We start from the raw sequence: 25,681 nt of genomic DNA, 5'->3' as shown, positions 1-25,681 counted from the left end.
CGCAGGTTTTTTTGGGCTGGATGCCGCGCATCGGGCCCGAACGTGGAAGGACGGACAAGATGAGTGATGTTCTCGGCTACAAGGGCAAGCGGGTAATCGTCAGCGGCTGCTTTTCGGGCATGGGTGAAGCGACCGCGAAGCTGCTGGTCGATCTCGGCGCCGAAGTGCATGGGTTCGACTTCAGGGAAAGTGCGGTGCCGATGGCCTCGTTCACGCAGATCGACCTTCGCGACCCGGCCACCATCGAAGCGGCCGTGGCCGGTGTCGGCGGCAAGGTCGATGCACTGTTCAACTGCGCCGGCCTTCCCGGCGGCGGCGGCTTCCCGCCGATGGACGTGATGAAGGTGAACTTCCTCGGTACCCGCCACCTGACCGAACAGGTCATCCCGCTGATGGACGGCAAGGGCGCCATCGTCTCGATCGCCTCGACCGGCGGCCTGGGCTGGAGCCGCCGCATCCCCGTTCACATGCAGTTGATGATGACTCAAGGCTTCCAGGCCGGTGTCGAGTGGTGCGAAGCGAACATGGATCAGGTTTTTGAGGGATATGCCTTCTCGAAGGAAGCCGTGATCGTGTGGACCCAGTTCATGGGCGCGCAGCTGATCAAGAAGGGCATCCGCATCAACTGCTCGCTGCCCTCGCCCACCCAGACCCCGATGATGAAGACCTTCCACGAAACTTCGGGCAAGGCCGTGGTTGATGCCGCCGCCGAGCCGTTGGGCCGCTACACGACGCCGGAAGAACAGGCTGGTCCGCTGGTGTTGATCAACTCTGATCTGGCTGGCGTCGTCAATGGTATCGTCATGCCGGTCGATGGCGGCTTCATGGGCGGCCTCGCCACCGGCCAGGTCGATATCACTGCCATGATGGGCGGCAAGAAGCAGGACGCCTGAATTATATTGCCCGCATGGGAAACGCAGAGGGCGGGCTTTTCGAAGTCTGCCCTCACGTATTTCGGGGATGGGTCCACAGTGGCAACAGATGGATATTGCCTTGCGATGTGATTTGGAGGTACGGACTTCACATCAAAATGTGAAAGCGATATTCCAATGTCCAGCAATGTGATTGAAAAGGTTCGCCAGCTTGTCTCCGAGGGCGGAATGAGCAAGGCCGGGCTCGCCCGCGCGGCAGGCCTCCACGCCAACACCCTGCGTGACTGCACCGAGGCGGACTGGAATCCGACGGCGGAAACACTGGGCAAGCTCGAGCGCGTGCTCCTCTCGAATGATGACCGCGAAGTGCTCGTTTCGATCGAGGAGATCATCGATGAGGCGCGCAACGGCCGAATGTTCATCCTCGTCGATGACGAGGACCGCGAGAACGAAGGCGATCTCGTCATCCCCGCACAGATGGCGACTCCGGCCGCGATCAACTTCATGGCCACGCACGGGCGCGGGTTGATCTGCCTGACGCTGACCAGCGAGCGGGTCGATCAGCTCGGCCTCAATCTGATGAGCCGGAACAACGGCACCCGGCACGAAACCGCGTTCACCGTTTCGATCGAGGCGCGCGAGGGTGTGACCACCGGGATTTCCGCCGGGGACCGTGCCCGTACGATCTCTGTCGCGGTTGATGGCAGCAAGACCAAGGACGACATCGTCACGCCCGGCCACGTCTTCCCGCTGCGTGCCCGCGATGGCGGCGTGCTGGTGCGGGCCGGGCACACGGAAGCGGCGGTGGACATCTCGCGGCTTGCCGGTCTCAACCCCTCGGGCGTGATCTGCGAGATCATGCGCGATGACGGGACTATGGCACGCATGGATGACCTGATCAGCTTCGCGCGCATGCACGACCTGAAGATTGGCACGATCCGCGATCTCATCGCCTACCGCCGCAAGCACGACCGCATGGTGGAAAAGCGCAACGAGATCACCTTCGAGAGCCGCTTCGGCGGACAGTGGACTGCCCGGAGCTATTTCAACAAGGCAACCGGGGACGAGACCATGGCCCTGATCAAGGGGCGGATCGACCCGTCCAAGCCGACGCTGGTCCGCATGCACACGCTTTCGATATTCGTCGATGTTCTGGGCGAAGAGGTCGAAGACCGCAGCAATCTGCTGCAGCGTTCCATGCAGATCATCGCCGAAGAAGGCGCCGGTGTCATCGTCGTGATCAACCGGCCGATGAACAAGCTTGTTTCCACCCTGATGGACATCAAGCAACGCGTTCGCGCCGGTGAAGCACCCGATCTGGAAGAGCTGCGTGATTATGGCGTCGGTGCCCAGATTCTGGCCGAACTGGGCGTTCACGACATGATGCTGCTGACCAATACGCACCACTCGCTCGTGGCCCTCGAAGGCTATGGCCTCAACATCGTGGGTGAACGCCCGATCCCCTCTGACGTTACGCTGGAAATGAACTGATATGGCCCGCTTTCTCATTGTCGAAGCCCGATTCTACGATCACCTCAACGACATGCTGGTGGCCGGAGCCAAGGCCGCGCTCAAGGCGGCGGGTCACAAGGCTGACGTGATTACCGTCCCGGGCGCTCTGGAAATCCCCGGCGCCATCTCGCTGGCCGAGGCTGGCGGCGAGTACGATGGTTATGTCGCGATTGGTGTCGTCATTCGCGGCGAGACCTATCATTTCGAGATCGTCGCGGGTGAAAGTGCACGCGGGGTCATGGCACTGACCATGGACGGCATTGCCATCGGTAACGGCATCCTTACCGTGGAAAACGAGGCTCAGGCGCTGGTGCGCGCCGATCCGGCCCAGAAGGACAAGGGCGGTGAGGCAGCCAGGGCTGCGATCGCCCTGCTCGAATTGAGGGAGAAATTTGGTGGCTGAATTTTCTGGCGATCATCCGGCGCTTGCAGGCATTCCTCTGGTTCTCGGCGGCAATGTCTTCGGCTGGACGATCGGCAGGGATGACAGCTTCGCCGTGCTCGACGCCTTTTACGAAGCGGGCGGGCGGATGATCGATACCGCCGAGGGCTATTCCAACTGGGTGCCCGGCAACAAGGGCGGCGAATCCGAGGCGGTCATTGGCGAATGGATGGAAAGCCGAGGCGTGCGCACGGACATGCGGGTCGGCACGAAGACCGGCCAGGGCGGCGCGCCCGGCTCTCTGGCGCCGACGAAAGTCCGGCAGGCGCTCGAAGGTTCTCTTGATCGCCTGCGGACGGACTATATTGATTTGTACTACGCCCATCGCGACGATGGCACGACCCCGGTCGAGGAGGTCGCGGGCGTCTATGACGAGGTGTTGCGGGCGGGCAAAGTGCGCGAGCTGGGGGCCTCGAATTACTCGCCCAGCCGACTCGCCGAAATCCTTGCCGCGGCAGACCGTATGGGCGCGCAAGGCTTCTCCGTGATGCAGCCGCTCTATAATCTTGCTGAGCGAAACGAATACGAAGGCCCTTTGCAGGACCTTTGTGTGGCCCGCGGCATTGCCGTTCTGCCTTACTACGGTCTCGCCGCGGGCTTCCTGACCGGAAAATATCAAAGTGCCAGTGACTGGGCTGGATCGAGCCGCGCGCATTCGCTCGACGCCGTGGCGGCTCGGGGTGGCTGGCATGTTCTGGCTGCATTGCGCGAGATTGCCGCTGAACTGGATGTTGCGCCCGCGCAAGTTGCCCTTTCATGGCTCAATGCACAGCCGGGCATCGCCGCGCCCATTGCAAGTGCTACAACGTCGGCGCAAGTGGCTGATCTTGTGGGTGCGGCACGTCTGGCGCTCGGATCTGCACAGATCCAGAGCCTTAACAATGCGCTGCAGGCAACCGAATCATAGAACTGCGAAATATTCACCAGCTTGGGTCGTGCTTTTTGTGCAAGTTAATCCATTTAACTAAAAATATGTTCGTGATTGTTGCAATAATGCTGTCAGCAAGAATAAATCGATTCAAGTGTGGTGTTTGTGGTATATTGGGGATGAAGAGGTTGTAAATTTTGATCGGATTTGGACATTGCAAGTTGTTCATACCCCTTTCGATCTCACAGCCCCCTTCGATGCTGCCAAGCAGACTGCCCTGATACCGGGTGTGGCGGCGTGAATCGGAGAATATTCCAGTGGACAAGGTTGCTGCCGCCACTTCAGTCAAAGATGAACTGGAAGCTTGTCTCATGAAATTAGAGGAGCTGAATGCTCTCATGGCAGCTGCACATCTTGATGCGGCCATAAATGCCTTGTGTGATGAGCTTGGACTCTCGCGAGGTAAATCCGATCCGGAGTAAGCTTTTCAAGACGGCCAAGGTAACGGATGGCACTATTTCTGGGCATTGGTGGTCAACAATAGTCACGACCAAATCCGGGTGAATTAACCGGAACATTGTTCGGGCTGTTCCATCAATGAATATGAAGTAACCGCTGCATCTTCAGTTGTGACGGAAGGTGCGGCCCCGGGCTTGGTGATCTTCGTCGATGAACAGCACTGGTCAGTTGATGCGCAACAGGGCGAAAGCCATTCGCCTCATTGCCATTGCGAACGAATTGCTCGCCGTGGCGCGCGAACTCGAAATCGGCGAGAAGCCCTCACTGCCTGCCTGCTTCTTGGCCGAGAGTGAGCACGAGGTTCACAAGGGCAGAGCTGCGACGCAGGACCACCCGGTTTGGGTGGAACTGGCGCGCCAGACTTATGACGACCGCCGCAGGCGTGCCAAGATCTTCGCTTCCGAAGATCTGTTCGGGGAGCCCGCCTGGGACATTCTCCTGGACCTGTTTATCGCGGCCAAGGAACGCCGGCGGGTCTCGGTGACCAGCGCCTGTATCGGATCGGCAGTCCCTTCTACGACTGCGCTGCGCTGGATTGCGATCCTCGAAAAGAATGAGTTTCTGGCCCGCGAAGCCGACCCCGGCGATGCCAGGCGGGTCTACGTCAAGCTGAGTGCACGCGGTTATTCCGCGATGCTCGACTACTTCGCCTCCGCATCCCGTTCCATCGTGTTGCTGGATGATGCACCCGCTCAGGCCGTGGCTGCACGATAGTTTTCAGGCCGCTGTCTCTTCTCCCCAAGGAAGAATTGAGGCCTGGGATGAGCCCGGAGTCGAACGGGCGGCCGGCACTACACCCCCCTCGTGCCGGCCGCCTGCATTCATGATCAGGTTCCGGTCAGAGGAACGCCTTTACCTTGTCGAGCACCAGATCGGCGTGCTCCTTTCGGCAGATCAGCAGGTCGGGCATGTAGACATCCTGCTGATTGTAAACGAGAGGGCTGCCGTCGATGCGCGAGGCATGAAGGCCCCAGCCCAGTGCGACGGCGGCAGGTGCCATGCTGTCCCACTCGTACTGGCCGCCTGAGTGCAGGTAGATGTCCGCTTCGCCACGCAGGATTGCCATCGCCTTGGCGCCGGCTGAGCCCATCGGGACCAGTTCGCCGCCGATCGCCTCGCATACACCGGTTGCTTCCTTGGCAGGGCGCGTGCGGCTTACGACCATGCGCAGCTTTTCAGGCGCAGCCGGGATTTGACCCGGCTCGTCCGAACGCAGCACGGCGTCGAGGCCCGGCAGCGCAACTGCACCCAGCACCGGCACGCCGTTCACGGCCATGCCGACATGGACTGCCCAGTCTGTGCGCTCCTCGCCATATTCGCGGGTGCCGTCGACAGGGTCGACGATCCACACCCGCTCCTTGGCGAGACGTTCCGCGTTGTCCTTCTCCTCTTCGGAGAGAAGTCCGTCCTCGGGGCGCTGCTGGCGCAGCGCATGGACGAGGAACTGGTTCGCGGTCTGGTCCCCGGCCTTGCCGAGCGACTTGCCCTCGAACATGCCCGAAGCGCGAACCTGCAGGAGGATCTTGCCGGCCTGATCGGCCAGATGGGCGGCGAGATCACCGTCAGTCATGCTCATCATGCGTCTCCCAGCAGAGTGTCGACAATGAGGTTTGCAGCCTCTTCGGGTGACAGTACGGTGGTGTCGATCCGGAGTTCCGGACTGCGCGGCGCTTCATAGGGGCTGTCGATGCCGGTGAAGTTCTTCAGTTCACCCGAACGCGCCTTCTTGTAGAGGCCCTTGACGTCGCGCGCTTCGGCCACCTTCAGCGGCGTGTCGATGAATACCTCGAAGAATTCGCCTTCGGGCAGCATCGAGCGCACCATCTCACGGTCGGCCTGGAACGGCGAGATGAAGGCGGTGATGACGATCAGGCCCGCGTCCGCCATAAGCTTGGAGACTTCGCCCACACGACGGATGTTCTCGATGCGGTCCGCCTCGGTGAAGCCCAGATCCTTGTTGAGACCGTGGCGCACGTTGTCACCGTCGAGCAGGAAGGTGTGCCGGTTCATCCGGTGCAGCTTCTTCTCGACGAGGTTGGCGATCGTCGACTTGCCTGAGCCCGACAGGCCGGTGAACCACAGGACAGCCGGGGTCTGGTTCTTCAGCGCAGCGTGCTGCTTGCGACCGATGTCGAGCGCCTGCCAGTGCACGTTCTGCGAACGACGCAGGCTGAAGTTCAGCATGCCGGCCGCGACCGTGGCATTGGTCATCTTGTCGATCAGGATGAAGCCGCCCAGCGCGCGGTTCTCGCCGTAGGGCTCGAACACCACCTGCTTGTCGGTCGCGATCTCAGCCACGCCGATGGCGTTCAGCTCCAGCGTCTTGGCCGCCAGGTGCTCCATGGTGTTGACGTTGACTTCGTACTTCGGCTCCTGAACCGTCGCCGAAACCATCTGGGTGCCGAGCTTGAGCCAGTAGGCGCGGCCCGGAACCATGGCCTCGTCCGCCATCCACACGATCGTGGATTCGAACTGGTCTGCGGTCTGCGGCGGGTTGTCCGCGATCGAGATCACCGAACCGCGCGAGCAGTCGATCTCGTCCTCGAAGCAGACGGTGACCGACTGGCCAGCGACGGCCTCGTCCAGCTCGCCGTCGAACGTAACGATCTTGCTGACCGTGCTGGTCTTGCCCGAGGGCAGGACGCGGATCTTGTCGCCCGGCTTCACGCCGCCAGTGGCGATCAGGCCGGAGAAGCCGCGGAAGTCGAGGTTCGGACGGTTGACCCACTGCACCGGCATGCGGAAGGCCTTTTCGGCATCGACCGAGCTGAGCACTTCGACGGTCTCAAGGTGCTCGACCAGCGACGGGCCCGTGTACCAGGGGGTGTTTTCCGACAGTTTGGTGATGTTGTCGCCTTTGAAGCCAGAGATCGGCATTGCGGTGAACGACTCGATGCCGATCGACTGCGCGAAGGCGGTGTAATCGGCGACGATCTTGTCGAAGACCTCCTGCTTGTAGTCGACAAGGTCCATCTTGTTGACGGCCAGCACGATGTTCTTCACGCCCAGCAGGTGGCACAGGTAGCTGTGACGGCGGGTTTGGACGAGCACGCCTTTGCGCGCGTCGATCAGGATCACCGCGAGGTCGGCGGTCGAGGCGCCGGTGACCATGTTGCGGGTGTACTGCTCGTGGCCCGGGCAGTCGGCGACGATGAACTTGCGCTTCTCGGTGTTGAAGAAGCGGTAGGCAACGTCGATGGTGATGCCCTGCTCGCGCTCGGCGGCAAGGCCATCGACCAGCAGTGCGAAGTCGATGTCCTGCCCCTGCGTGCCGACCTTCTTCGAATCCGAGGTCAGCGCGTCGAGCTGGTCCTCGAAGATCATCTTCGAATCGTAGAGCAGGCGGCCGATCAGCGTGGACTTGCCGTCATCGACGCTGCCGCAGGTGATGAAGCGCAGCATCGTCTTGTGTTCGTGCTGATCGAGGTAGGCGTCGATGTCCTCCGCGATCAGGCTGTCGACGACGTAGACGGGTTCTTCGGTCTTGGTGGTCATCAGAAGTACCCCTGCTGCTTCTTGACTTCCATGCCGGCGCCGCCGGCATCTTTGTCGATGGCGCGGCCCTGCCGCTCGGACGTGGTGGTGAGCAGGGTTTCCTGAATCACCTCGGGGAGAGTCTTGGCCGTGCTCTCGACGGCACCCGTCAGCGGGTAGCAGCCGAGCGTGCGGAAGCGGACCGAACGCATCACCGGCTTTTCGCCGGGCTTGAGCGGGAAGCGGTCGTCATCGACCATCACCAGCATGCCGTCACGCTCCACGGTGGGGCGCTCGTCGGCGAAGTAGAGCGGCACGATCGGAATGTCGTTGAGGTGGATGTACTGCCAGATGTCGAGCTCGGTCCAGTTCGAGATCGGGAAGACGCGGATCGATTCACCCTTGGCCTTCTTGGCGTTGTAGAGGTTCCACAGCTCGGGGCGCTGATTCTTGGGGTCCCAGCCATGCGACTGCGTGCGGAACGAGAAGATGCGCTCCTTGGCGCGGCTCTTTTCCTCGTCGCGGCGCGCACCGCCGAAGGCGGCGTCAAAGCCGTACTTGTCCAGCGCCTGCTTCAGCCCTTCGGTCTTCCACATGTCGGTGTGGAGCGAACCGTGGTCGAAAGGATTGATGCCTTTTTCCTGCGCCTCGGGGTTGTGATAGACGAGCAGGTCCATGCCCGACATCTCGGCCATCTTGTCGCGCAGCTCGTACATCGCCTGGAATTTCCACGTGGTGTCGACGTGGAGCAGCGGAAACGGCGGCGGAGAAGGATAGAACGCCTTGCGGGCAAGGTGCAGCATGACGGCGCTGTCCTTGCCGACCGAGTAGAGCATCACCGGCTTTTCAGCCTCGGCGACGACTTCCCGGATGATGTGGATGCTTTCAGCCTCCAGCCTCTCGAGGTGTGTCAGGGTTTTCATCGAACATCCCTTTGTTGATTTAGCCCCGTTTCCGGGTCGCGACTCTCTTTGCAGGGATGACATTTGCAAAAACCTCCCATATGGGAGGGTATGACATTGACCAGTCACGATGAAACCGATCTTTTGCTTCCGCTTCTTAGCGGACTGTCAGAGGATGCGCCATTTTCGACGTTTCTTGAAAGGTTTAGGCGGCGGATCGGCGCCGAATACATTGGCCTGATCCAGCGCACGGGCAGCGGAGTGAACGCAAATGTGATCGAATTCAGTGCAGGAATCGACCTGCGAGCCCGCGCGCAAAGTTCGGATCCGCTCGATACGCACGCGCTTGACCGCTTCCACTACGACAGCTTGCGGCCGGGCCGCGTCTATTCGATTTCTGAATTTTTCGACCACGATCCGGTTTACCGCGCCGAGCGAAAACGGCGCATGCAAAAGCTCGGTATCGCGGACGAGCGCGTCGTGCGCATTCCCGATATCGGCGATGTCAGCGCCTGGCTTATCATGGCCCGGGCGGCCCACTGTACGGCATCGGACAGCGCGCTGCTCTCGAACCTCGCGCCCTATGTGGGCGAAGCGCTGCGCGCCGCTGTTGAACTTGAACGAAGCCGCATCCGCGCTGCCGTCAGTGTTCAGGGACTGGCTCGCTCGGCGACGGCGTGGATGGTGATGGACCGGGAGGCGCGGCTGCAGTCGATTGATCCCCGTCTGGATGCCTGGATGGTGGAAACGTTAGGATACCATCCCCGAATTGGTGAGCGGCTGCGCGACCTCGGAGTCCAGACAGAGCGTGAACTGATGGCGGCCGCAGCCCATTTCACAAGCGAAGACGCGGGAGCCCCCCGCCCGCTCCTTCTCAATGAACAGCCGCGGCTGGAGGCGCTGCTATCCGCGACGGCTGACATGCCGCGTCCTTCGATGCTCGTGCTTTGCAGGCTGCCCAACGCCCGGACGAGCGAGAGCGTGAACCGGCTTGCTACGCTCTTCGACCTGCCTCGCCGCGAGGCGGAACTGGCCGTAGCTCTGAACGACGGCCGTTCTATAGCCGAGGCCGCCGAACACATGGGACTGACCCTGGAGACAGCGCGCAACTATTCCAAGCGCCTCTACGCGGCGCTGGGCGTTCGCGGGCAAGCAGAACTGGTGCGGCTCGTCAGCGATAGTGTCGCCGTAATGGCTTAGGCGGTGGTCTGCGGGAAAGGCACCATTTGCCGCGCCATTGACTGCCCTAGCAAGCGCCCTCGCCCAGCTTAGTCTCGGCCGCCGCGATCTCCGAACGCAGCCACATCGTCTCGCTGAGGTTCTTGCCGCCGCAGGCCGCCAGCAGCGCCTGATTGGCATCGCGCTTCACGTCGAGAGCCGGGCGGCAATCGGGATCGGCGCCCAGCGCGATATCGACGAGGTGGATGGCTTCGAGCGGCTTGCCTTCGTTCAGCCTGGCCTTCGCCCGTTCCGCGAGCTTATCCGCACCGCCCGCCAGTTCGGCGAGATCGGCATCCACGCTGGAACGCGGCACGCCGTAGAGCGCGGTGGTGCCGTCCTCGTAGTGAAGCCAGCCCGAATATTCGCGCCAGATCGACTTCACCGCCCAGCTTGCCTTGCCGTGGAACTCGCCGATCTCCAGCCCCTCGGGCCAGGCGAATTCGCGCATCAGGTTGTGGACGTCCTTGCCCGCCTTCATGCCGTCGAGCGTGTAGTCGCGTACATAGCTAACCGCGGCGTGCAGTTGGTCGAGATCGGCTTTGATGCGCTCCTTGCCGACAATGGCATCGCCGTGGCCGGTGATCACGATTTCCGCGCCCAGATCGCGGATCGTCTCCAGCGACTTGAGGTAGTTGCGCACCAGACGCGGCTTGTCACCGCGCAGGGTGTTGAGGAACGGCATCGACAGCCAGACCGGCCCGAACACATTGCCTGTGAAGGCGATCTTTTCCTTGGGCATCCAAACCGTGAGTGCGTCGATCGTCTCGCCCTCGGGCGTGGAGATGATCTCGAAGGTGCGGCCACCCAGTTCCAGCGTCAGTTTGCGGTCGACGAGGATGTCCGGCTTCACGTCCGGCGGCGGCTTGGGGGTGCCGCCGCGCTTGAGCGTCGAGCCCCAAAGCTTGCCGCTGCGCGGGCCGAAGAAGGGCTGCAGCCGCATCATGTCGGCCAGCGCCTCGTTGAAACCGGGGCCGCCGATGACCTGCGTCCCCTCTTCGAGGAAGTCGGGCACCGCGCCGTAATGGTCGGCATGGCTCTGGGTCAGGATGATGAAGGCCAGCGGGCCGGTGCGATGCGACGCCAACAGGCGTTTGGTGCGCTCGGCATTGTCCATGAAGCCGGTGTTGACCATCACGTCGCCTTCGCTCGTGGTCACGAGGTAGGCGTTGGAGATGTCGTTGGCCTGAAAGATGAAGTCGGTGACGGCGATGGCATCGGCCTGCTCGTCGCCCGAACGGACGAGACCGGCCAGCTTGGGGCGGGCGTCCTTGGTATCGCTCATCGCTCAGGCCTCCTCGAACCCGATCATGACCTTGTTCGACTGCGGCGTTGCCGCAATCTCGAGGCCCTTCATCACGTCGCTGAACGGCAGCTTGTGGCTGATCATGCCCGCGATCGTGTCCTTCAGGCGCGGCATCGCGGCGATCACTTCGGGCATCTCGGTGGGATAGCCCATGGCGGTGGTGATCGTCATTTCGCTGGTCAGCATGCGACCGACGGGGAATTCGATCGGCCTCATGTGCGCGGCAGTGATCACCATGCGCGAATGGAACTTGGCCATCATGATCACGTCGGACAGGATGTTCGGCGCGCCCGCGGCATCGATGAAGGCATCGGTGCCCACGCCCACGCGGCCATAGCTCGGCACTTCGCCGTGAAGCCGCGACAGTTCGGCGCGGACGTCGACCTTTGTGGGATCGAGCGCGGCCAGGCATCCCAGTGCACGGGCGCGTTCGAGGCGTTCCTCGGCGAGGTCGAACACGACCACATCCTTAATGCCGCGATCGACCAGCCACAGCACCATGCCAAGGCCGATCGGGCCGCAGCCGAAGACCACGACCTTGTCGCCCGGTTTCACTTCGGCGCGATTGACGCCGTGCATCGCGACGGCCAGCGGCTCGCACATGGCGGCCACGTCGTAGGGGATGCCTTCGGGGATCGGCAGAATGGATTCGCCGAGCTTCGCCCCGCGCACCAGCAGTTCTTGGGTGAACGCGCCTTCCGGTCCGCCAGAGCCGATGTTGCCCGGGGTCATCATCGGATTGACAATCACCGGATCGCCCACCGCGATGCCCGAAACCCCGGCGCCCACTTCCATCACCTCGCCCGCGCCTTCATGGCCGAGCGGGGTGACATTCCCCGGCGGGATGCCGCCGATCTTGATGTAGGAGAGATCGGACCCGCAAATACCGACCGACTTCATCTTGACGACGACATCGCCGTCACCCGCGCCGGGTCGTTCGTAGTTGTCCAGACGCACATCGCCGGGGCCGTGAATTGTGAGCAGTTCCATGTGCCTCTCTCCTTGTGCCGCCCCGTTGTGTCCGGGATCACGGACGAACCATGTAGCCGCCGTCGATGGTGACGGTCTCGCCGGTCATGAACGAGCTGGCGTCCGAGCACAGGTAGGCGCCGATGCCCTCAAAGTCGGCCGGGCGGCCGCAGCGCTGCATCGGAATCGTCGGCGCGAAGTGCGCGGCCACGCCTTCGGCGCGGGCGCCCTCGCCCATCATCGGCGTAATGATCAGGCCCGGCGCGACGACGTTGGCGCGGATGCCCAGCGGCGCGAGTTCGATCGCGAGGCAGCGAATCGTGGCGGCCACGGCGCACTTCGAGGCGGCATATTCCATCTTGCCCGGCAGGCCCTGGAATAACGAGAGCGAGCCGCAAGCCACAAGGCTGCCACCGGTGGTATCACCCTCCTCGACGCGTTCCTTCATCAGGCGTGCGCCTTCGCGCAGCGTGAAGAAAGCACCGTGAAGCGCGGTCTTCTGAAAATCGTACCAGTGCTCGGTCGGCATTTCGAACACCGAGTTGTAGCGCGGCGAGGCGCCCGAATTGGCGAACACGCAATCGACCCGACCGAAATCGTCCATGACCTTGGCATAGCCTTCGGTGATGTTCGCTTCCTCGGAGACGTCGACCTGATAGGCGATGACCTTACCTGCACCGGCCGCTTCCAGTTCGGCCTTGGCCTTGGCGCTCTTTTCGGCGTTGCGCGCCCAGATCGCGACATCGCCGCCCATCTTGGCGACACCCATGGCAAAACCGAAGCCGATGCCGCCATTGCCGCCGGTCACCACGGTTACCTTGCCAGTGCAGTCGAAAAGGCCCTTGGCCATCGTCCTATCTCCTCAATCCCGAAACGTGCGCCGGCAACGGCGCGGTTATGCGCAGAGGTTTCGGCGGCTCAGGCTTGCCTATCAAGGGGAGCAGAAATAGAATTCCAGCCTAATTTTTCTATTGGGGACATAATGCTGGTCCCCTGACCGAGACTGGAGTTGAGCCCTTTGCCCCCCACCCCCGCGCAGCAACCTACCATTTCGGTCGATGCCGAACTGAGCGCGCCGGGCATTGTCGCGCAGATCGTCCGTTTCGCGATTCCCGAGCCGACGGCCACCTTTCACGAAGTCTCCGACCGCTATCACGTCAACATGTGCCTCACGCCCCGGCCGCTCAATTCTCGCGGCGGTTTCCGGGACCGCTGGGGGCCGCATCGGTTCGAGAGGATTGGTGACATCTTCATGCTGCCGCCGGGCGAGAAGCTCTATGTCAAAGGCGAAAGCGGAAAGCAGGCTTCGCTGATCTGCACGATTGATTCAGCGCTGGTGCACGAAGTGGTTGGCCGGGACCTGACTTGGGATGATCAGCATCTGGCGGCCACGCTGGATATCGCCAGCGCGCAAGTGCGGGCCCTGTTGTTCCGGATCACCGCCGAGGTTCGTCATCCCGGTCTGGCCGCCCCGAAAATGCTGGAACTTCTCGGCGCCGAACTGGCCATTGAGCTGGGCCGCTATTGCTATGAAGTGGCAGAAAGGCCGGTGACTGGCGGGCTGGCCGGATGGCGGTTGCGCCTGATCGACGAACGGCTGGCGGAAAACCTCGAGGCTCCTTCGCTGGAGGAACTGGCGGGACTTTGCGGTCTTTCCGTGCGGCAACTGACACGCGGATTCCGGGTCAGCCGGGCCTGCTCCATCGGGGACTATATCGAGCAGCGCCGGATGGAGGCGGCCAAGCGGCTGCTGATGGAAGGTGAAAGCGTGAAGGCGGTTGCCTTTGCAATGGGCTTTGCCTCGCCATCGAGCTTCACATTTGCCTTCCGGCGGGCGGTGGGAACCACGCCCACGACGTTCCGCCAGCGGCAGGGGCGTGCACTGGACGCGGCACTGGCCAATGCCGGGTCTTGACCTGACTTCGATCTAATGTCCTGATTTATGTCTTGTGGCGCATTGCCAATCGGTGGTGGCAGGGCGTTATTCGGGGCCTGAACACAGGCCGCTATGGCCCGAGACCACAACCCAACGGGACAGAGGATAGAGCACGCATGACCGAGCTTCTGGTCGCCGACGCCCTCATCGAACAGGCGATGAAGGAAACGGGCATCACCGAATTCGACAACGACACCTACCGCGAAGGCCTCGACGCCTTCGTCCGGTCCTTCAACGAAGGCATCGAAAAGGGGTGGATGAACGAAGGTGGCGTCGATCGCGCCAAGAGCGATTCCGTGCACTATCTGCGCGGGCGCCTGAAGGTTTCGCAGTACCTTCGCGAGAACCCGGAACTGCTCGATCGGCCGGTGGAAAGGCCCGTTTTCGTCATGGGCGTGCCGCGTACCGGCACCACGCTGATGTCCAACTTGCTGGCAGCCGATCCGGCACGCCGTTCGCCGCTGACCTGGGAAATCGACGATCCGGTGCCACCGGTTTCTTCGAACGACCTACTGATCAACGATCCGCGCGCGCAGGACCGTCTGGCGCAGGAAAAGGCCATGCTCGAGGCCAATCCGGAGATGGGCAAGTACTATCGCGGCTCGGCCATCTACCCGAACGAATGCGTGTTCTTCATGGCGCACGACTTCAAGACGCTGATGATCGAGTCCAAGGGCAAGCTGCCGCTCTACAAGGACTTCATCTTCTCGTGCGACATGACCAGTGCCTACGAGTACCACAAGAAGTTCCTGCAGGTGCTGCAGCATCACACCAGCGGCGTGTGGAACGTGAAGAAGCCGAGCCACTCGCTGTGGCTGGAGACGATCTTCAAGGTCTATCCCGATGCCCGCGTGGTCTGGACGCACCGCGATCCCTTCACCGCGACCGGCTCGTTGTGCTCGATCATTTCGCTCAACCACATGGCGCACATGGGCAAGGTCGACACCGAGTGGCTGAAGGAAGACTATCCCTGGCAGGCTGCCGAGCACGCCAACCGCATCATGGATTTCCGCGACAAGTTCGGCGAGGATAAGATTATCGACGTCCACTACGCCGATCTCGTCGATGACCCGGTTGGCGAGACCAAGAAGCTCTACGCCAAGCTGGGCGATGAATGGACGGCTGAAGCCGAGGCCGGCGTCCAGAAGTGGGTGGACGACAACCCGCAGAACAAGTTCGGCAAGCATGAGTACAAGCTCGCCCAGTACGGTCTCACCAAGGCAGAACTGGAGCCGCTCTTCGAGCGCTACCTCTCCCGCTACGACGTCGCGCGCGAGGGCTGACACACGTCAGGGGCGGCGCTGAAAAAGCCCGCCCCTTCTCAATTGGGAGAGAAACATGCTCGAAGGCATGCATTACCAGAACGCCTATGTCTGCGATAACCTCGAGGCCGCGATCGACCTGTTCCGGGGACGAGGGCTCACGAAAGAACCGTTCATCATCCCCGTGGACCAGACGGTGCTGACCCCGGAAGGCCCCAAGCGGCAGAAGGGCCGGATCTGCTTTATCTGGATCGGCGACCTGCAGTACGAGCTGATCGAGAACGAGATCGACGAAGTGGGCATCTATGCCAACTGCCTCTCGAATGGCGGGCCGCTGCGATTCCACCATATATGCTTCCGCATCGATGACTGGGCGGATTTCCGCACCCGCGTCGACAGTCAGGAATTTCCGGTGGCGATGGAACGCGATTTGTCCGGCGAGGATCCGAACGCACTCAAGTTCCTCTACCTCGATGCCCGCAACGTCTTCGGGCACTACATCGAATATACCTGGATGCCGGACGCCATGTGGCAGCAGATCCGGGCGATGTGACAATCCGTTTCAGGGAATGGACCTGTCAGTCTGTTGTCAGAACTGACAGGTCTGTTTCAGGCCTGCGGCACAGCAGTGATGCTCGGCAACCTGGTGCGACCCGAGGGTTGGGGCATATCTGACAGGCGCCCGAGGGAGGAGGAAGGCGCCCGCTGATTGGCAGAACGCTGCACATAAGAGTTGCCCGTTTTGCGCTCGAGTCCCGCACTTACGTGACAACGCCGTGGCACCGGCTGGCTCAATCCGCTTTTGGCGGAGCGACGGATTATATAACAAGTATGAAACAGAATTTATTCAGCCGTGCCTGAATCGCATATTTAGGGTATAGTTGTTCATCCTTGGGGAGGAAGGACGCTATGCAGATTCCGTTGTGTAACGTTTTCCAAATTCCGCAGTTGGTTTGCGACAGCTGTGTGGCCAAACAGACGTTCTGCTCTTCCCGTCATGCCTGCAGGACAGCGCCATGCCAGCGGTGATGGACAAGATTTTGCGTAGCAAGAGCTTGCCGGACCTTCTCAAGGTCATGCTGGTCTATTTCAAGGGCAATGGATTTTCTGCCAGTTTCTACTTTTCCGCACCTCCGGGAACGCACGGTAATACTCCGCAGGGCCTGATCGAGCCGGTACACCATGGCCTGAGCCGCGAGGTGGTTGAGGCCTACCTCTCCGCGAATTTCCAGCGGCTCGATGTGGTGCCACGCACAGCGATGGCATTGGGCGTTCCCGTTCGCTGGACCGAGGCCTGGCAATCGGTGGACACCACACCCGAAGAGCAGGGCTTCCTGAAGATGATGCAAGAGCTCGAGATTGGTGATGGCTACACGATCCCATGTTACGGCCCCAGCGGGCACGACGGCTACGTGGGTATCGGCAAGATGACCGAGTCCGCCCGGACCGACGAGAACACACTGCGGGAAATGCACCTTGCCGCGCAGGCTGCCCATTTGCGAATCTGCGAATTTACCGCCAGCAGCCACGCCGGGGAGCGGCCGCTGTCCATGCGCGAAAGGGAAGTCCTGGACTGGGTCGCGCGGGGCAAAAGCAACAGCGTCATCGCCGAAATCCTCGGGATTTCCGCTGGCACCGTCGACACCTACCTGCGCCGCATTTACGAAAAGTTGGACGTGGCGGACCGGACGTCCGCCGCTGTCCGCGGCATCGGGATGGGTCTGATCGCCGCCTGAAGCTCAGGCCATTTCATCCGACCGCACAGAGCTTGCAACGTCGCCATAGAGCGTCGTGCGCTGCTTGAGCGTGCGTCCGACACTTTCTGCAGCCGTGCGCAGATCGTCGGCCGTTGCCATCTGGCCGTGCGCGGCCCCTGCGGCCCGGCTGATGCTTTCGTCCATCAACACGCCGCCCAGATCGTTGCAGCCCGCCATCAGCACGGCGGCGGCACCGTCCATGCCCAGCTTGACCCACGAGCACTGGATCGAATCGATCGCGCCGTGGAGGGCCAGACGCGCCACCGCATGCATCAGCACCGCTTCGCGCCATGTCGGCCCCTTGCGGCACTGCCCGCGCCGGTAGAACGGCGCTTCCATGTGCACCAGCGGCAGGGGCACGAATTCGGTGATGCCGCCGGTATCGAGTTGCAGATTGCGCAGCGCCAGCAGGTGCCGGGCCCAGTGTTCGATGCCTTCGAGATGGCCGAACATGATCGTCGAGGTCGTCGGCAGGCCCACCCGGTGCGCGGTGCCCACGACATCGAGCCATTCCTCGCTCGTCAGCTTGTCCGGGCAGATCTGCGCGCGGATGTCATCGCACAGGATTTCCGCCGCGGTGCCCGGCAGCGAGCCCAGCCCGGCGTCCCGCAGCATCGCGAGATAGTCCGCTACGGGCATGTCCAGCGTGCGCGCGCCCTGGCTCACTTCGAGCGGCGAGAAGGCATGGACGTGCAGGTCCGGGCATGCGTCCTTCACCGCGCGAAGGATCGAAAGGTAGGTCTCGCCCGTATAGCTGGGGTGAATGCCGCCCTGCAGACAGACCTCGGTGGCCCCGCGCTCCACCGCTTCGCGCGCCCGTCCCGCCACTTCGTCGAGATCGAGATTGTACGGCTTGTCGCGGAACCCCGCCTTGATGCTGGTCTTGGAGAAGGCGCAGAACGAACACGCATGCGTGCAGATGTTGGTGTAGTTGATGTTGCGGTTGACGACATAGGTCACCGTATCGCCGCGCACCTCTGCGCGCAGCGCATCGGCAGCCTCCACCACGGCCTGCGCCGCCGCGCCGCGCGTGGCGAAGAGCGAGACGATCTCGTCTTCGCCCAGCGAAGCGCCGCTGGCGGCGCGGTCGAGGATGCGATGGATTCGTGATGCAACCGGGCCATGGTCGCGCCGGCCCAGCGGCATCAGCACGGAACCGGGCGCCTTATCGGCAACGCCCGGGCTCCAGCGGCTGTCGCGCGCCAGCCCCTCGGCATCGGCGAGCTTGAGCACAGCAGGCCGGATTGCCGGATCGAGCCATTCGCTGCCCGCGGAGCCGATGTAGCGCGGATAGACCGTCAGCCGCTCAACCAGCGGCAGGCCCGCCTTGGCGCAGACTGCCGCGAGTTGTTCGACTTCGGGCCAGGGCGCTTCCGGGTTCACGTGGTCGAGCGTAACTGGCGAGATGCCGCCCCAGTCGTCGATCCCGGCGTCGATCAGTTCGGCAAGCCGCTCGTCGTTGAGGTTGGGCGGCGCTTGCACCGACACTTCGCCCGGCAGGATGATGCGCGCGGCGGCGATGACGCGCAGGAAATCGGCTTCGGTCGCCTCGTCCGCGCCGGACATTTTCGTGCCCGGCTTGGGGCAGAAGTTCTGGACGATCACTTCCTGCAGGTGTCCATGCGCCGCGTGCAGGTCGCGCAGCGCGATCAGCGCTTCGATGCGATCTTCCGGCGCCTCGCCGATGCCGATCAGCACACCGCTGGTCGTGGGCACGCTGGCGCGTCCCGCCGCCTCCAGCGAGGCGAGACGCACCGCCGGCAGCTTGTCGGGCGAGCCATGGTGGCACATTCCCTTCTCGAGCAGCCGCTCCGACGTGCTTTCGAGCATCAGGCCCACCGACGCGGCGACCGGGCGCAGCATCAGGTAGTCCTCTTCCCCGAGCACACCGGCGTTCACATGGGGTAGCAGGCCGGTTTCCTTGAGCACCCGCTCGGCGCAGTGGCGCACGTAGTCGATCGTGCGCGCAAAGCCGCGCTCGGCCAGCCATTCGCGCGCGGCGCTGTAACGGCGTTCGGGCGCATCGCCCAGCGTGAACAGCGCTTCCTTGCAACCTGCCTCCGCCCCGGCGCGGGCAATCGCCAGCACCTCGTCCTCGGACAGGTAGGGAGCCTCGAGCCGCGAGGGCGTCGTTGCGAAAGTGCAGTAGTGGCACACGTCGGTGCACAGCCGCGTCAGCGGAATGAAGACCTTGGGCGAATAGGTCATCCGCGCGGGCGTGCCCGGGCCCTGCCGTGTGCCGCGGCAGGCGCGGGCTTCGGCGAGCAGGTCTTCAAGAGGCGTGGAAAGGAGTCGTGTAATCAGTGCGCTGTCGTCACGAGCCATGGTTATCCTGTTTCGATACGGGCTGCCGACAGTGCTACGCGCGCAAGCCGCTCCCGATCTCCGGCATCGCACATGACTGTTCCCGTAACCGTGACCGAAAGCCCCGTTTCGCGCAAGCCCCCTGCATCGGCGGCATCGCTCTCGTCGATGATCAGGTGGTCGAGCAGATCGCCATAGTGAGCGGCGATCGCCTGGTTCGATACAGGTTGCCCGAGTTCACTCAGAAGCTTTGCCAGCGGCCCTTTCAGCGCCGTTCCGCCCACCAGCGGCGAGACAGCCACCAGCGGCACCTTGCGGGCAGCAAGCAATTCGCGAACGCCATTGACAGCCAGAATGGGATCGACGCTGAGGTACGGATTCGAGGGGCATACGACAATTGCGCCGAGGTCCTCGCGCGCCAGTGCCTGTGCAAAGGCGGGTGACGGCGCCGCTCCGGCCGGTCCCGTGTCGAAGCGGATTGCGGTCGCTACCGGACGGCACTGTTCGGCGACGAAGTAGCGCTGGAAGTCCAGCCATCCATCAGCCGTGCCCACCTGTGTGCGCAACGGGGCATCGCTCATCGGAACTATCGCTGAAGCGATACCCAGTTTGCGGGTCAATCGCGCCGTAACGGCAGACAGGGTGTCGCCCGCCCGCAACCGCCAGGACCGGGCGATGTGCATGCCCATGTCACGGTCACCGAGGTTGAACCAGTCCGCCTCGCCCAGATCCTTGAGCATGGCCATGGCCTGCCAGCTCTCGTCCTTGACCCCCCAGCCCCGCTGCGTGTCGTTTAGGCCGGCAAGCGCATAAGTGACGGAATCGATGTCCGGGCAGATGGTGAGACCAAGGTGCTCGAAATCGTCGCCGGTATTGACGACGATCGTCAGGTCCTCAGGCGCCAGTACGGCAGCCAACCCTGCAGCCAGCTTGGCCCCGCCGACACCGCCGGACAGCGCGAGAACGTGTTTTTCGCTCATAGGAACATGTCCTGTTCGATCGGCCGCAATCCGCTCGCGGCGCCCTGCCCGTCCTCGTCGTAAACCCACTTTCCGGCGCCGCGAACAATGGCCACAGGGGTACCCTCATCACCCTCACCCATGGCCAGCGCTCCCATCGCGGCTATTGAATCCGCCACGGCAATAACGGTTGCCTGCAAGGTGCGCCCGAACAGGTCCACGGCCCTGCCCCGCCGGTCTTCCAGCACTGTCAGGCCTGCACAGCCGATAGCCGTGCCGACCGTCCCGATGCGCCAGGCCCGGCCCATCGAATCCGCGATCACGACGGCAATTTGCTTGCCGCTCGCCGCCTGAAGTCCTGCCCGGATGGTTCGCGCCGAGACGTCGGGATCTTCGGGCCACAGCAGCACCGTTCCGGTATCGCCGCCCTCGATATTGGACGCGTCGATCCCGGCGTTGGCCAGCACATGCCCGGTCCGGTGCCGAGCAATGATCGCGGCAGGCGTGGCGCGCAGGATCTCGCTGCTCTCGTTCAGGATGGCCTGCGCCATGGCAGGTTCGCGGCCAGTGTTCCGAGCCAGATCCTCTGCTGTCCGATCCGGCGTCAGGTCAGCCAGTTCGACAGCACGTCCTTCCACCTTGGATACGATCTTCTGCGCCATCACGCAGATATCGCCGTCACGGAAGCCATCGCCTTCGGCCTCCAGGGCACTGCAAATCGCTTGCACAATTGGCATTCCGGGGGCGAACATGGGCAATCCGGCAAGCGGACGCACGACGATCGCAGGGGGACTGTTCATTCGGGGCCTTCTTTCAGCAGGCTGCATGGCCTGTTTCCTCGTGGGGACTTCCTCTAGGTCCGCTGTGCTGCCAACGACAACCATAACGTTCAAGAATTCGCAGGAGAGAAGTGGAAATGGCATCCATCGCGGTCATCGGGGGAACCGGCGCACTCGGTAAGGGCATCGCCCGCCGCCTCGTCAAGGCCGGGCATGACGTGACGATCGGTTCGCGTTCGGCGGAAAAGGCTCAGGTCACGGCCGAGGAACTTGGCGCCGCGGGCTATGCAGCCAATGAAGACGCCGCGGCCGGCAAGGACGTGGTCATCGTGACCGTGCCCCATTCCTCGCAGGGAGACACGCTGGCTCTCATCAAGGACAAGGTCGGCGATGCCGTGGTCGTCGACACGACCGTGCCGTTGGTCCCGCCCAAGGTCATGCGCGTGCAGCTTCCCGCCGAAGGAAGCGCGGCGATGCAGGCGCGCGAACACCTCGGGCCTGACGTGAAGCTGGTCACGGCCTTCCACAATGTCTCGGCCCATCACCTCGACAGTGATCATGCGATTGACTGCGATGTGCTGGTCTTCTCCGACGATGTGGAAGCCCGCAAGACCGTGGTCGAGTTGTGCCCCGGCATGGGCCTGCGCGGCCTTTCTGGCGGCGCGCTGTGCAATTCGGCGGCGGCCGAGGCGCTGACCTCGATCCTCATCTACATGAACAAGACCTACAAGGCCGATGGCGCGGGAATCCGCTTCACCAACCTGACGGACGCGCCGCCCATCCCATGAGCGAGGCTACCGTCACCTGGGCGCTGATCCCGATCAAGGGCAGTGGCGAAGGCAAGACACGGCTTGCCGACGCGCTGTCCGAAAGCGAGCGTGAGGCGCTTGTCGATGCCATGCTGCGCCATGTCGCCGCTGCCGCGAAGGGTGCGGGACGGATTGCGCGGACCGTGCTGGCAGGCCCGTCCCGTCACGGGCTGGATGCGGACATTCCGCTGATCGGCGATTCCGGCAAGGGGCTCAACGCCGCGCTGGAAGGTGCTTTGGCGCAGATTGCGGGCATGGACGGGCGCCCGGATCGGCTCATCGTGATCGCCGCCGATCTTCCGCGCGTCACCGCGCTCGATCTGGACCTTCTGGCCGAAGCGCCGCGTCGCAGTGTCGCCATCGCCCCTGACCGGCACGGCACCGGCACCAATGCCCTTTCTCTGCCCTTGCCCGAGGCGGCAGGCTTTCGCTTCTGCTACGGCACGGACAGTGCGGCCCGCCACCGCGAGGAGGCCGAAAGGCTGGGGCTTACCGTGGAGACGATCCTCAGCGAGGGGCTGGAGAAAGATATAGACGAGCCCTGCGATCTGGTTGATGCTCGAGAGGTGTATACATTCTAGGCCGTCAACGTGGCCGCCGATGCCGAATACGGCACGGAAGCGGTGGAGAGGACATTTGCAGGCAAGCGACATCGACCTGACGGGACAGGTGGCATTCGTAACGGGCGGCGGTGGCGGCATTGGCCGCGGCATTGCGCTGTGCATGGCGGACATGGGCGCTGACGTTGCCATCATCGATGTGGTCCCGGAGCGCTGCGAGCAGGTCGCGCAGATCGTGGAGGCGCGCGGGCGCAAGGCGCTTTGTATCCCGGGCAACGTGATGGACGTCGACGCCGTGCAGAACGCAGTGGCCGCCACGGCGGATAAGTTCGGGCGTCTGGATGTGCTCGTGAACAATGCGGGCGGTGTCACCCGCCGAAATTTCCTCGATCTCGCCGAGAAGAACTGGCGTCGACACATCGATATCAACCTGATCAGCAACCTTGCTGCCACGCAGGCTGCGGTGCCGGTGATGATAGAGGGCGGCTGCGGCGGCTCGATCATCAACGTCACCAGCATCGAAGGTTCGCGCGCGGCGCCGGGCTATGCGGTCTATGCCGCATGCAAGGCCGGGATCAACAATCTTACCCGCACGCTGGCGCTCGAATTTGCAGAGCACAACATCCGCGTGAACACGATTGCGCCGGATTTCACCCGCACGCCCGGCACCAGCGGCCAGTTTACCGGACCGGTGGATGAAGACGCTTGGTATCAGCCGAGCCCAGCGCAAATGGAAGGCATTCGCAAGCGCATCCCGGCAGGACGCTGGGGCTTCGAGGAGGAATGCGGCAAGGTTGCAGTCTTCCTGGCCTCACCGATGGCCAGCTACGTCACCGGAACAATCATCCCGGTAGACGGCGGCTCATGGGCCTCAAGCGGCTGGGTCCGCAACCGCGAAGATACGTGGATACTTCCGCCCGAAGTTATCGAATAAGTTTCCCCCGGACAAACAAGAGCACGACCATGACTTTCACTCTCAGCACCAGCCTGCCTTTCGACCATGTCCATCAGGCCGACGAATTCGTCTCGATGCAGGCGCTTCACGAAATCGCCCGCGCCGTCGAGGATGCGGGTTTCTATGCCGGTTCGGTCACCGATCACCCGGTGCCTTCGGCCCGCTGGCTCGATAACGGCGGGCACTATGCGCAGGACCCGTTCGTCATGCTCTCGATGCTGGGGGCCGTGACCACGAAGCTGCGGCTGCAGACCAACATCATCGTCCTGCCCTACCGTAATCCCTTCATCACCGCGCGCGCGGTGTCCTCGCTCGACCACTTCACAGGCGGGCGCGTGATCCTTGGCATGGGGGCCGGGTACATGAAGGCAGAATACAAGGCGCTGGGCGTCGATTTCGACACCCGCAACGACCTGATGGACGAATATATCCAGGCGATGAAGCTGGCCTGGACCGGCGAGGATTTCACGTTTGAGGGCACCGGCTACACCGCACTGGGCAACCGGGTGCTGCCCACGCCCGCGCAGAAACCGCATCCGCCGCTGCTGGTCGGCGGCAATTCCAAGCGCGCACTGCGCCGCACGGTCGAACTGGGCGATGCCTGGCACCCCTTCTTCGTGCCCAAGACCATCACCGACACTGCACGTACCGCCAGCATGGAAGGTGATGACGACGTGAAGGGTGCGATCGCCTATATGCAGGACCATTGCGCCAAGGTCGGCCGCGCGGCACCGCCCAAGGTGATCGCCTCGTCCACTTATTCGGTGAAGGCAGGATGGAGCGCGCAGGAAGCACTGGACCATTTCGCGCACCTGAAGTCGATCGGCATCGATGCCTCCGGCGCCACGGTCTATGCCGGTACACGCGGTGAATATTGCGACATGGCGCGCCAGTTCGGCGAAGAGGTGATTGCGAAGATCGACTTCTGATCCGGCGCAAAGCCGGCAACGGAGCCTTGGGAGGGGCTGCCTGATGAACGAACCGATGACAGCGCGCGAAGAGTGGCGCAGATATTGGGCCACTGTCCTCGCGGCGATGGTCGGGATGTCGTTCTACACGGTCATCACTTATTCGCTCGGTACCTTCATCGGCCCCCTTGAGAAGGAGTTCGGGTGGAGCCGCACTGCCCTCTCCTCTGGCCTGACGATTTTCGCCGGCATTTCGATGCTGGGCGGGCCGTTCGTGGGGATGGCGGTGGACCGGTTCGGGACACGGAAGCTCGCCATCGCCGGGATGGTCCTGTCGGGTCTTTCCTTTGCCGCTTTCAGCTTGCTCAGTGGTTCAATGATGCAATGGATCGCGCTGTATGTCGTCTATGGCGTCTTTGCGCTGGCCATCAAGTCCACGGTCTGGAGCGCCGGAATCTCGAGCATTTTTACCTCTGCGCGCAGTCTGGCACTGGCCGTGGTGCTCAGCGGATCGGCGATTGGGCAGACCCTGGCCCCCGTCATCGCCAACAAGCTGATTGCCGCGTTCGGGTGGCGCGAGGCCTATTTCTGGCTCGGTCTGGGCTGGGCCGGGCTGGCGCTCGTCCTGCTGGTGCCGTTCTACTTCGATGCCCATGCCCGCAAGGCGCGGCAGCCTCCCGCCGCCGGTGCTGCTCCCGCGGCCGTGCTGCCCGGGCTGACCATCCGCGAGGCCACGCGCGACAGCCGGGTAATCCGGATCGCGGTTGCGAATCTGGTAATGTCGATCGTGGGGTCGGGGGTTTCGGTGCACCTTGTGCGAATCGTCGCGGAAAAAGGCATTGAGATGGACCGCGCAGTCGATATCGCCGCAACCGCCGGGCTTGCCGGGCTCGCCGGCAAGCTGGGCTGTGGCTGGCTTCTCGACCGGGTGCAGGGCAGCGTGATCCCGTTTTCGGGTTTTGTCACCGGCGCGGCGGGGTATTTCCTGCTGATCGGCTTGTTCACTGGAGCATTGCCGCTCACCCTTGGGGCGATGTGCGTGGGCTTTGCCTCCGGTGCCGGACTGCAGATCTCGACTTACCTGATATCGCGCTATGCCGGCCTCAGGAACTTCGGCGCGATCTTTGGCACGATCAGTTCGACGATGATGGCCGGGACCGCTGCCGGACCATTGATCGCCGGCTCGGTTCACGATCTCACCGGCAGCTACGACGCCCTGTTGATGACCGCCGCACCGGTCATGCTCCTGTGCGCACTGCTGTTCATCGGGCTTGGCCCTTACCCGCAGTTCAAGACAGCCGGGCAAGACCGGGGGAACGAATAACAGCACGATGCCTTGGAAACGCATGGCCATCGCATGCAAGGGAGAG

General features: G+C 62.9%; 25 protein-coding genes. 16 read left to right on the top strand and 9 right to left on the bottom strand.

Annotated elements, in window-relative coordinates; genetic code table 11:
- The first annotated feature begins 59 nt into the window (after positions 1-59).
- The 6 genes from MTR64_RS02515 (at position 60) to MTR64_RS02490 (ending at position 4,927) form a co-directional block, all read left to right on the top strand.
- Positions 60-893, top strand: coding sequence for a coniferyl-alcohol dehydrogenase (locus MTR64_RS02515; RefSeq protein WP_243990371.1), 834 nt, complete (start codon positions 60-62; stop codon positions 891-893).
- A 156-nt stretch (positions 894-1,049) separates the two neighbouring features.
- Positions 1,050-2,363: a 3,4-dihydroxy-2-butanone-4-phosphate synthase gene (gene ribB / locus MTR64_RS02510; protein ID WP_243990370.1), complete on the top strand. Its 1,314-nt coding sequence runs from the start codon at positions 1,050-1,052 to the stop codon at positions 2,361-2,363.
- 1 nt (position 2,364) lies between these two features.
- Positions 2,365-2,787, top strand: a complete 423-nt coding sequence (gene ribH, locus MTR64_RS02505; protein ID WP_243990368.1) for a 6,7-dimethyl-8-ribityllumazine synthase — start codon at positions 2,365-2,367, stop codon at positions 2,785-2,787.
- Positions 2,780-3,733, top strand: coding sequence for an aldo/keto reductase (locus MTR64_RS02500; protein WP_243990366.1), 954 nt, complete (start codon positions 2,780-2,782; stop codon positions 3,731-3,733). Before ribH ends, MTR64_RS02500 begins: the two co-directional genes overlap by 8 nt.
- 278 nt (positions 3,734-4,011) lie before the next feature.
- Entirely contained in the window at positions 4,012-4,176 is a 165-nt protein-coding gene (locus MTR64_RS02495) for a hypothetical protein (RefSeq protein WP_243990360.1), read from the top strand.
- 187 nt (positions 4,177-4,363) lie between these two features.
- Positions 4,364-4,927, top strand: a complete 564-nt coding sequence (locus MTR64_RS02490) for a MarR family transcriptional regulator (RefSeq protein ID WP_243990359.1) — start codon at positions 4,364-4,366, stop codon at positions 4,925-4,927.
- A 124-nt stretch (positions 4,928-5,051) separates the two neighbouring features.
- On the opposite strand, the gene MTR64_RS02485 is transcribed toward MTR64_RS02490, so the two are convergent.
- From MTR64_RS02485 to cysD, 3 genes are read right to left on the bottom strand one after another with little or no spacing between them, the layout of a single operon-like run.
- On the bottom strand, positions 5,052-5,789 hold the full coding sequence (locus MTR64_RS02485) for a 3'(2'),5'-bisphosphate nucleotidase CysQ (RefSeq protein ID WP_243990358.1): 738 nt from the start codon (positions 5,787-5,789) through the stop codon (positions 5,052-5,054).
- Positions 5,789-7,708, bottom strand: coding sequence for a sulfate adenylyltransferase subunit CysN (gene cysN, locus MTR64_RS02480; RefSeq protein WP_243990357.1), 1,920 nt, complete (start codon positions 7,706-7,708; stop codon positions 5,789-5,791). The genes MTR64_RS02485 and cysN overlap by 1 nt, the downstream gene beginning before the upstream one ends.
- Positions 7,708-8,610, bottom strand: a complete 903-nt coding sequence (gene cysD, locus MTR64_RS02475) for a sulfate adenylyltransferase subunit CysD (RefSeq protein ID WP_243990356.1) — start codon at positions 8,608-8,610, stop codon at positions 7,708-7,710. Before cysD ends, cysN begins: the two co-directional genes overlap by 1 nt.
- Before the next feature lie 252 nt (positions 8,611-8,862).
- Between cysD and MTR64_RS02470 the strand changes: the two genes are divergently transcribed.
- Complete coding sequence (locus MTR64_RS02470) at positions 8,863-9,789, top strand: helix-turn-helix transcriptional regulator (RefSeq protein ID WP_243990349.1); 927 nt, start codon at positions 8,863-8,865, stop codon at positions 9,787-9,789.
- Positions 9,790-9,835: 46 nt separating this feature from the next.
- Here MTR64_RS02470 and MTR64_RS02465 read toward each other — a convergent pair whose 3' ends face one another.
- Genes MTR64_RS02465 through MTR64_RS02455 form a run of 3 tightly spaced genes read right to left on the bottom strand, consistent with a single transcriptional unit; the run spans position 9,836 to position 12,932 of the window.
- Positions 9,836-11,092: an MBL fold metallo-hydrolase gene (locus MTR64_RS02465; RefSeq protein ID WP_243990347.1), complete on the bottom strand. Its 1,257-nt coding sequence runs from the start codon at positions 11,090-11,092 to the stop codon at positions 9,836-9,838.
- 3 nt (positions 11,093-11,095) lie between these two features.
- Complete coding sequence (locus MTR64_RS02460) at positions 11,096-12,103, bottom strand: zinc-dependent alcohol dehydrogenase (protein WP_243990346.1); 1,008 nt, start codon at positions 12,101-12,103, stop codon at positions 11,096-11,098.
- 37 nt (positions 12,104-12,140) lie between these two features.
- Positions 12,141-12,932, bottom strand: a complete 792-nt coding sequence (locus tag MTR64_RS02455) for an SDR family NAD(P)-dependent oxidoreductase (protein ID WP_243990344.1) — start codon at positions 12,930-12,932, stop codon at positions 12,141-12,143.
- A gap of 168 nt (positions 12,933-13,100) precedes the next feature.
- Here MTR64_RS02455 and MTR64_RS02450 point away from each other — a divergent pair, with 168 nt between their 5' ends.
- The 4 genes from MTR64_RS02450 to MTR64_RS02435 all read left to right on the top strand — a co-directional run bounded on the left by MTR64_RS02450 (position 13,101) and on the right by MTR64_RS02435 (position 17,016).
- Complete coding sequence (locus tag MTR64_RS02450) at positions 13,101-13,997, top strand: helix-turn-helix domain-containing protein (RefSeq protein WP_243990342.1); 897 nt, start codon at positions 13,101-13,103, stop codon at positions 13,995-13,997.
- 137 nt (positions 13,998-14,134) lie between these two features.
- Positions 14,135-15,301 carry a sulfotransferase family protein gene (locus MTR64_RS02445; protein WP_243990340.1) on the top strand — a complete coding sequence of 389 codons (1,167 nt, stop codon included), beginning with the start codon at positions 14,135-14,137 and terminating at the stop codon, positions 15,299-15,301.
- 55 nt (positions 15,302-15,356) lie between these two features.
- On the top strand, positions 15,357-15,833 hold the full coding sequence (locus MTR64_RS02440) for a VOC family protein (protein ID WP_243990338.1): 477 nt from the start codon (positions 15,357-15,359) through the stop codon (positions 15,831-15,833).
- A 463-nt stretch (positions 15,834-16,296) separates the two neighbouring features.
- Positions 16,297-17,016, top strand: a complete 720-nt coding sequence (locus MTR64_RS02435; RefSeq protein WP_243990336.1) for a helix-turn-helix transcriptional regulator — start codon at positions 16,297-16,299, stop codon at positions 17,014-17,016.
- Positions 17,017-17,019: 3 nt separating this feature from the next.
- On the opposite strand, the gene cofH is transcribed toward MTR64_RS02435, so the two are convergent.
- From cofH to cofE, 3 genes are read right to left on the bottom strand one after another with little or no spacing between them, the layout of a single operon-like run.
- The gene (gene cofH / locus MTR64_RS02430; protein WP_243990334.1) at positions 17,020-19,362 is read right to left on the bottom strand and encodes a 5-amino-6-(D-ribitylamino)uracil--L-tyrosine 4-hydroxyphenyl transferase CofH; all 2,343 of its coding nucleotides are present in this window, start codon (positions 19,360-19,362) and stop codon (positions 17,020-17,022) included.
- A 2-nt stretch (positions 19,363-19,364) separates the two neighbouring features.
- Complete coding sequence (gene cofD, locus MTR64_RS02425) at positions 19,365-20,321, bottom strand: 2-phospho-L-lactate transferase (RefSeq protein WP_243990332.1); 957 nt, start codon at positions 20,319-20,321, stop codon at positions 19,365-19,367.
- Positions 20,318-21,100 (bottom strand): coenzyme F420-0:L-glutamate ligase, encoded by a 783-nt coding sequence (gene cofE, locus MTR64_RS02420; protein WP_243990331.1) that lies wholly within the window; start codon positions 21,098-21,100, stop codon positions 20,318-20,320. Before cofE ends, cofD begins: the two co-directional genes overlap by 4 nt.
- Before the next feature lie 116 nt (positions 21,101-21,216).
- Between cofE and npdG the strand changes: the two genes are divergently transcribed.
- From npdG to MTR64_RS02395, 5 genes are read left to right on the top strand one after another with little or no spacing between them, the layout of a single operon-like run.
- Positions 21,217-21,867: an NADPH-dependent F420 reductase gene (npdG, locus tag MTR64_RS02415; RefSeq protein WP_243990329.1), complete on the top strand. Its 651-nt coding sequence runs from the start codon at positions 21,217-21,219 to the stop codon at positions 21,865-21,867.
- The gene (gene cofC, locus MTR64_RS02410) at positions 21,864-22,469 is read left to right on the top strand and encodes a 2-phospho-L-lactate guanylyltransferase (RefSeq protein WP_243990326.1); all 606 of its coding nucleotides are present in this window, start codon (positions 21,864-21,866) and stop codon (positions 22,467-22,469) included. The genes npdG and cofC overlap by 4 nt, the downstream gene beginning before the upstream one ends.
- A 55-nt stretch (positions 22,470-22,524) precedes the next feature.
- Positions 22,525-23,382, top strand: coding sequence for an SDR family NAD(P)-dependent oxidoreductase (locus MTR64_RS02405; RefSeq protein ID WP_243990324.1), 858 nt, complete (start codon positions 22,525-22,527; stop codon positions 23,380-23,382).
- A 29-nt stretch (positions 23,383-23,411) separates the two neighbouring features.
- A complete protein-coding gene (locus MTR64_RS02400; protein ID WP_243990322.1) occupies positions 23,412-24,332 on the top strand; it encodes an LLM class F420-dependent oxidoreductase in 921 nt (306 codons plus the stop codon).
- Between the two features lie 43 nt (positions 24,333-24,375).
- Complete coding sequence (locus MTR64_RS02395) at positions 24,376-25,635, top strand: MFS transporter (protein ID WP_243990320.1); 1,260 nt, start codon at positions 24,376-24,378, stop codon at positions 25,633-25,635.
- Positions 25,636-25,681 lie beyond the last annotated feature (46 nt).

It is taken from the genome of Novosphingobium album (ex Hu et al. 2023) (genome assembly GCF_022832385.1).
Lineage (GTDB): Bacteria > Pseudomonadota > Alphaproteobacteria > Sphingomonadales > Sphingomonadaceae > Novosphingobium > Novosphingobium album.
Note: the sequence above shows the minus strand (reverse complement) of the source record. Positions and strands in the feature narration are given on the sequence as shown.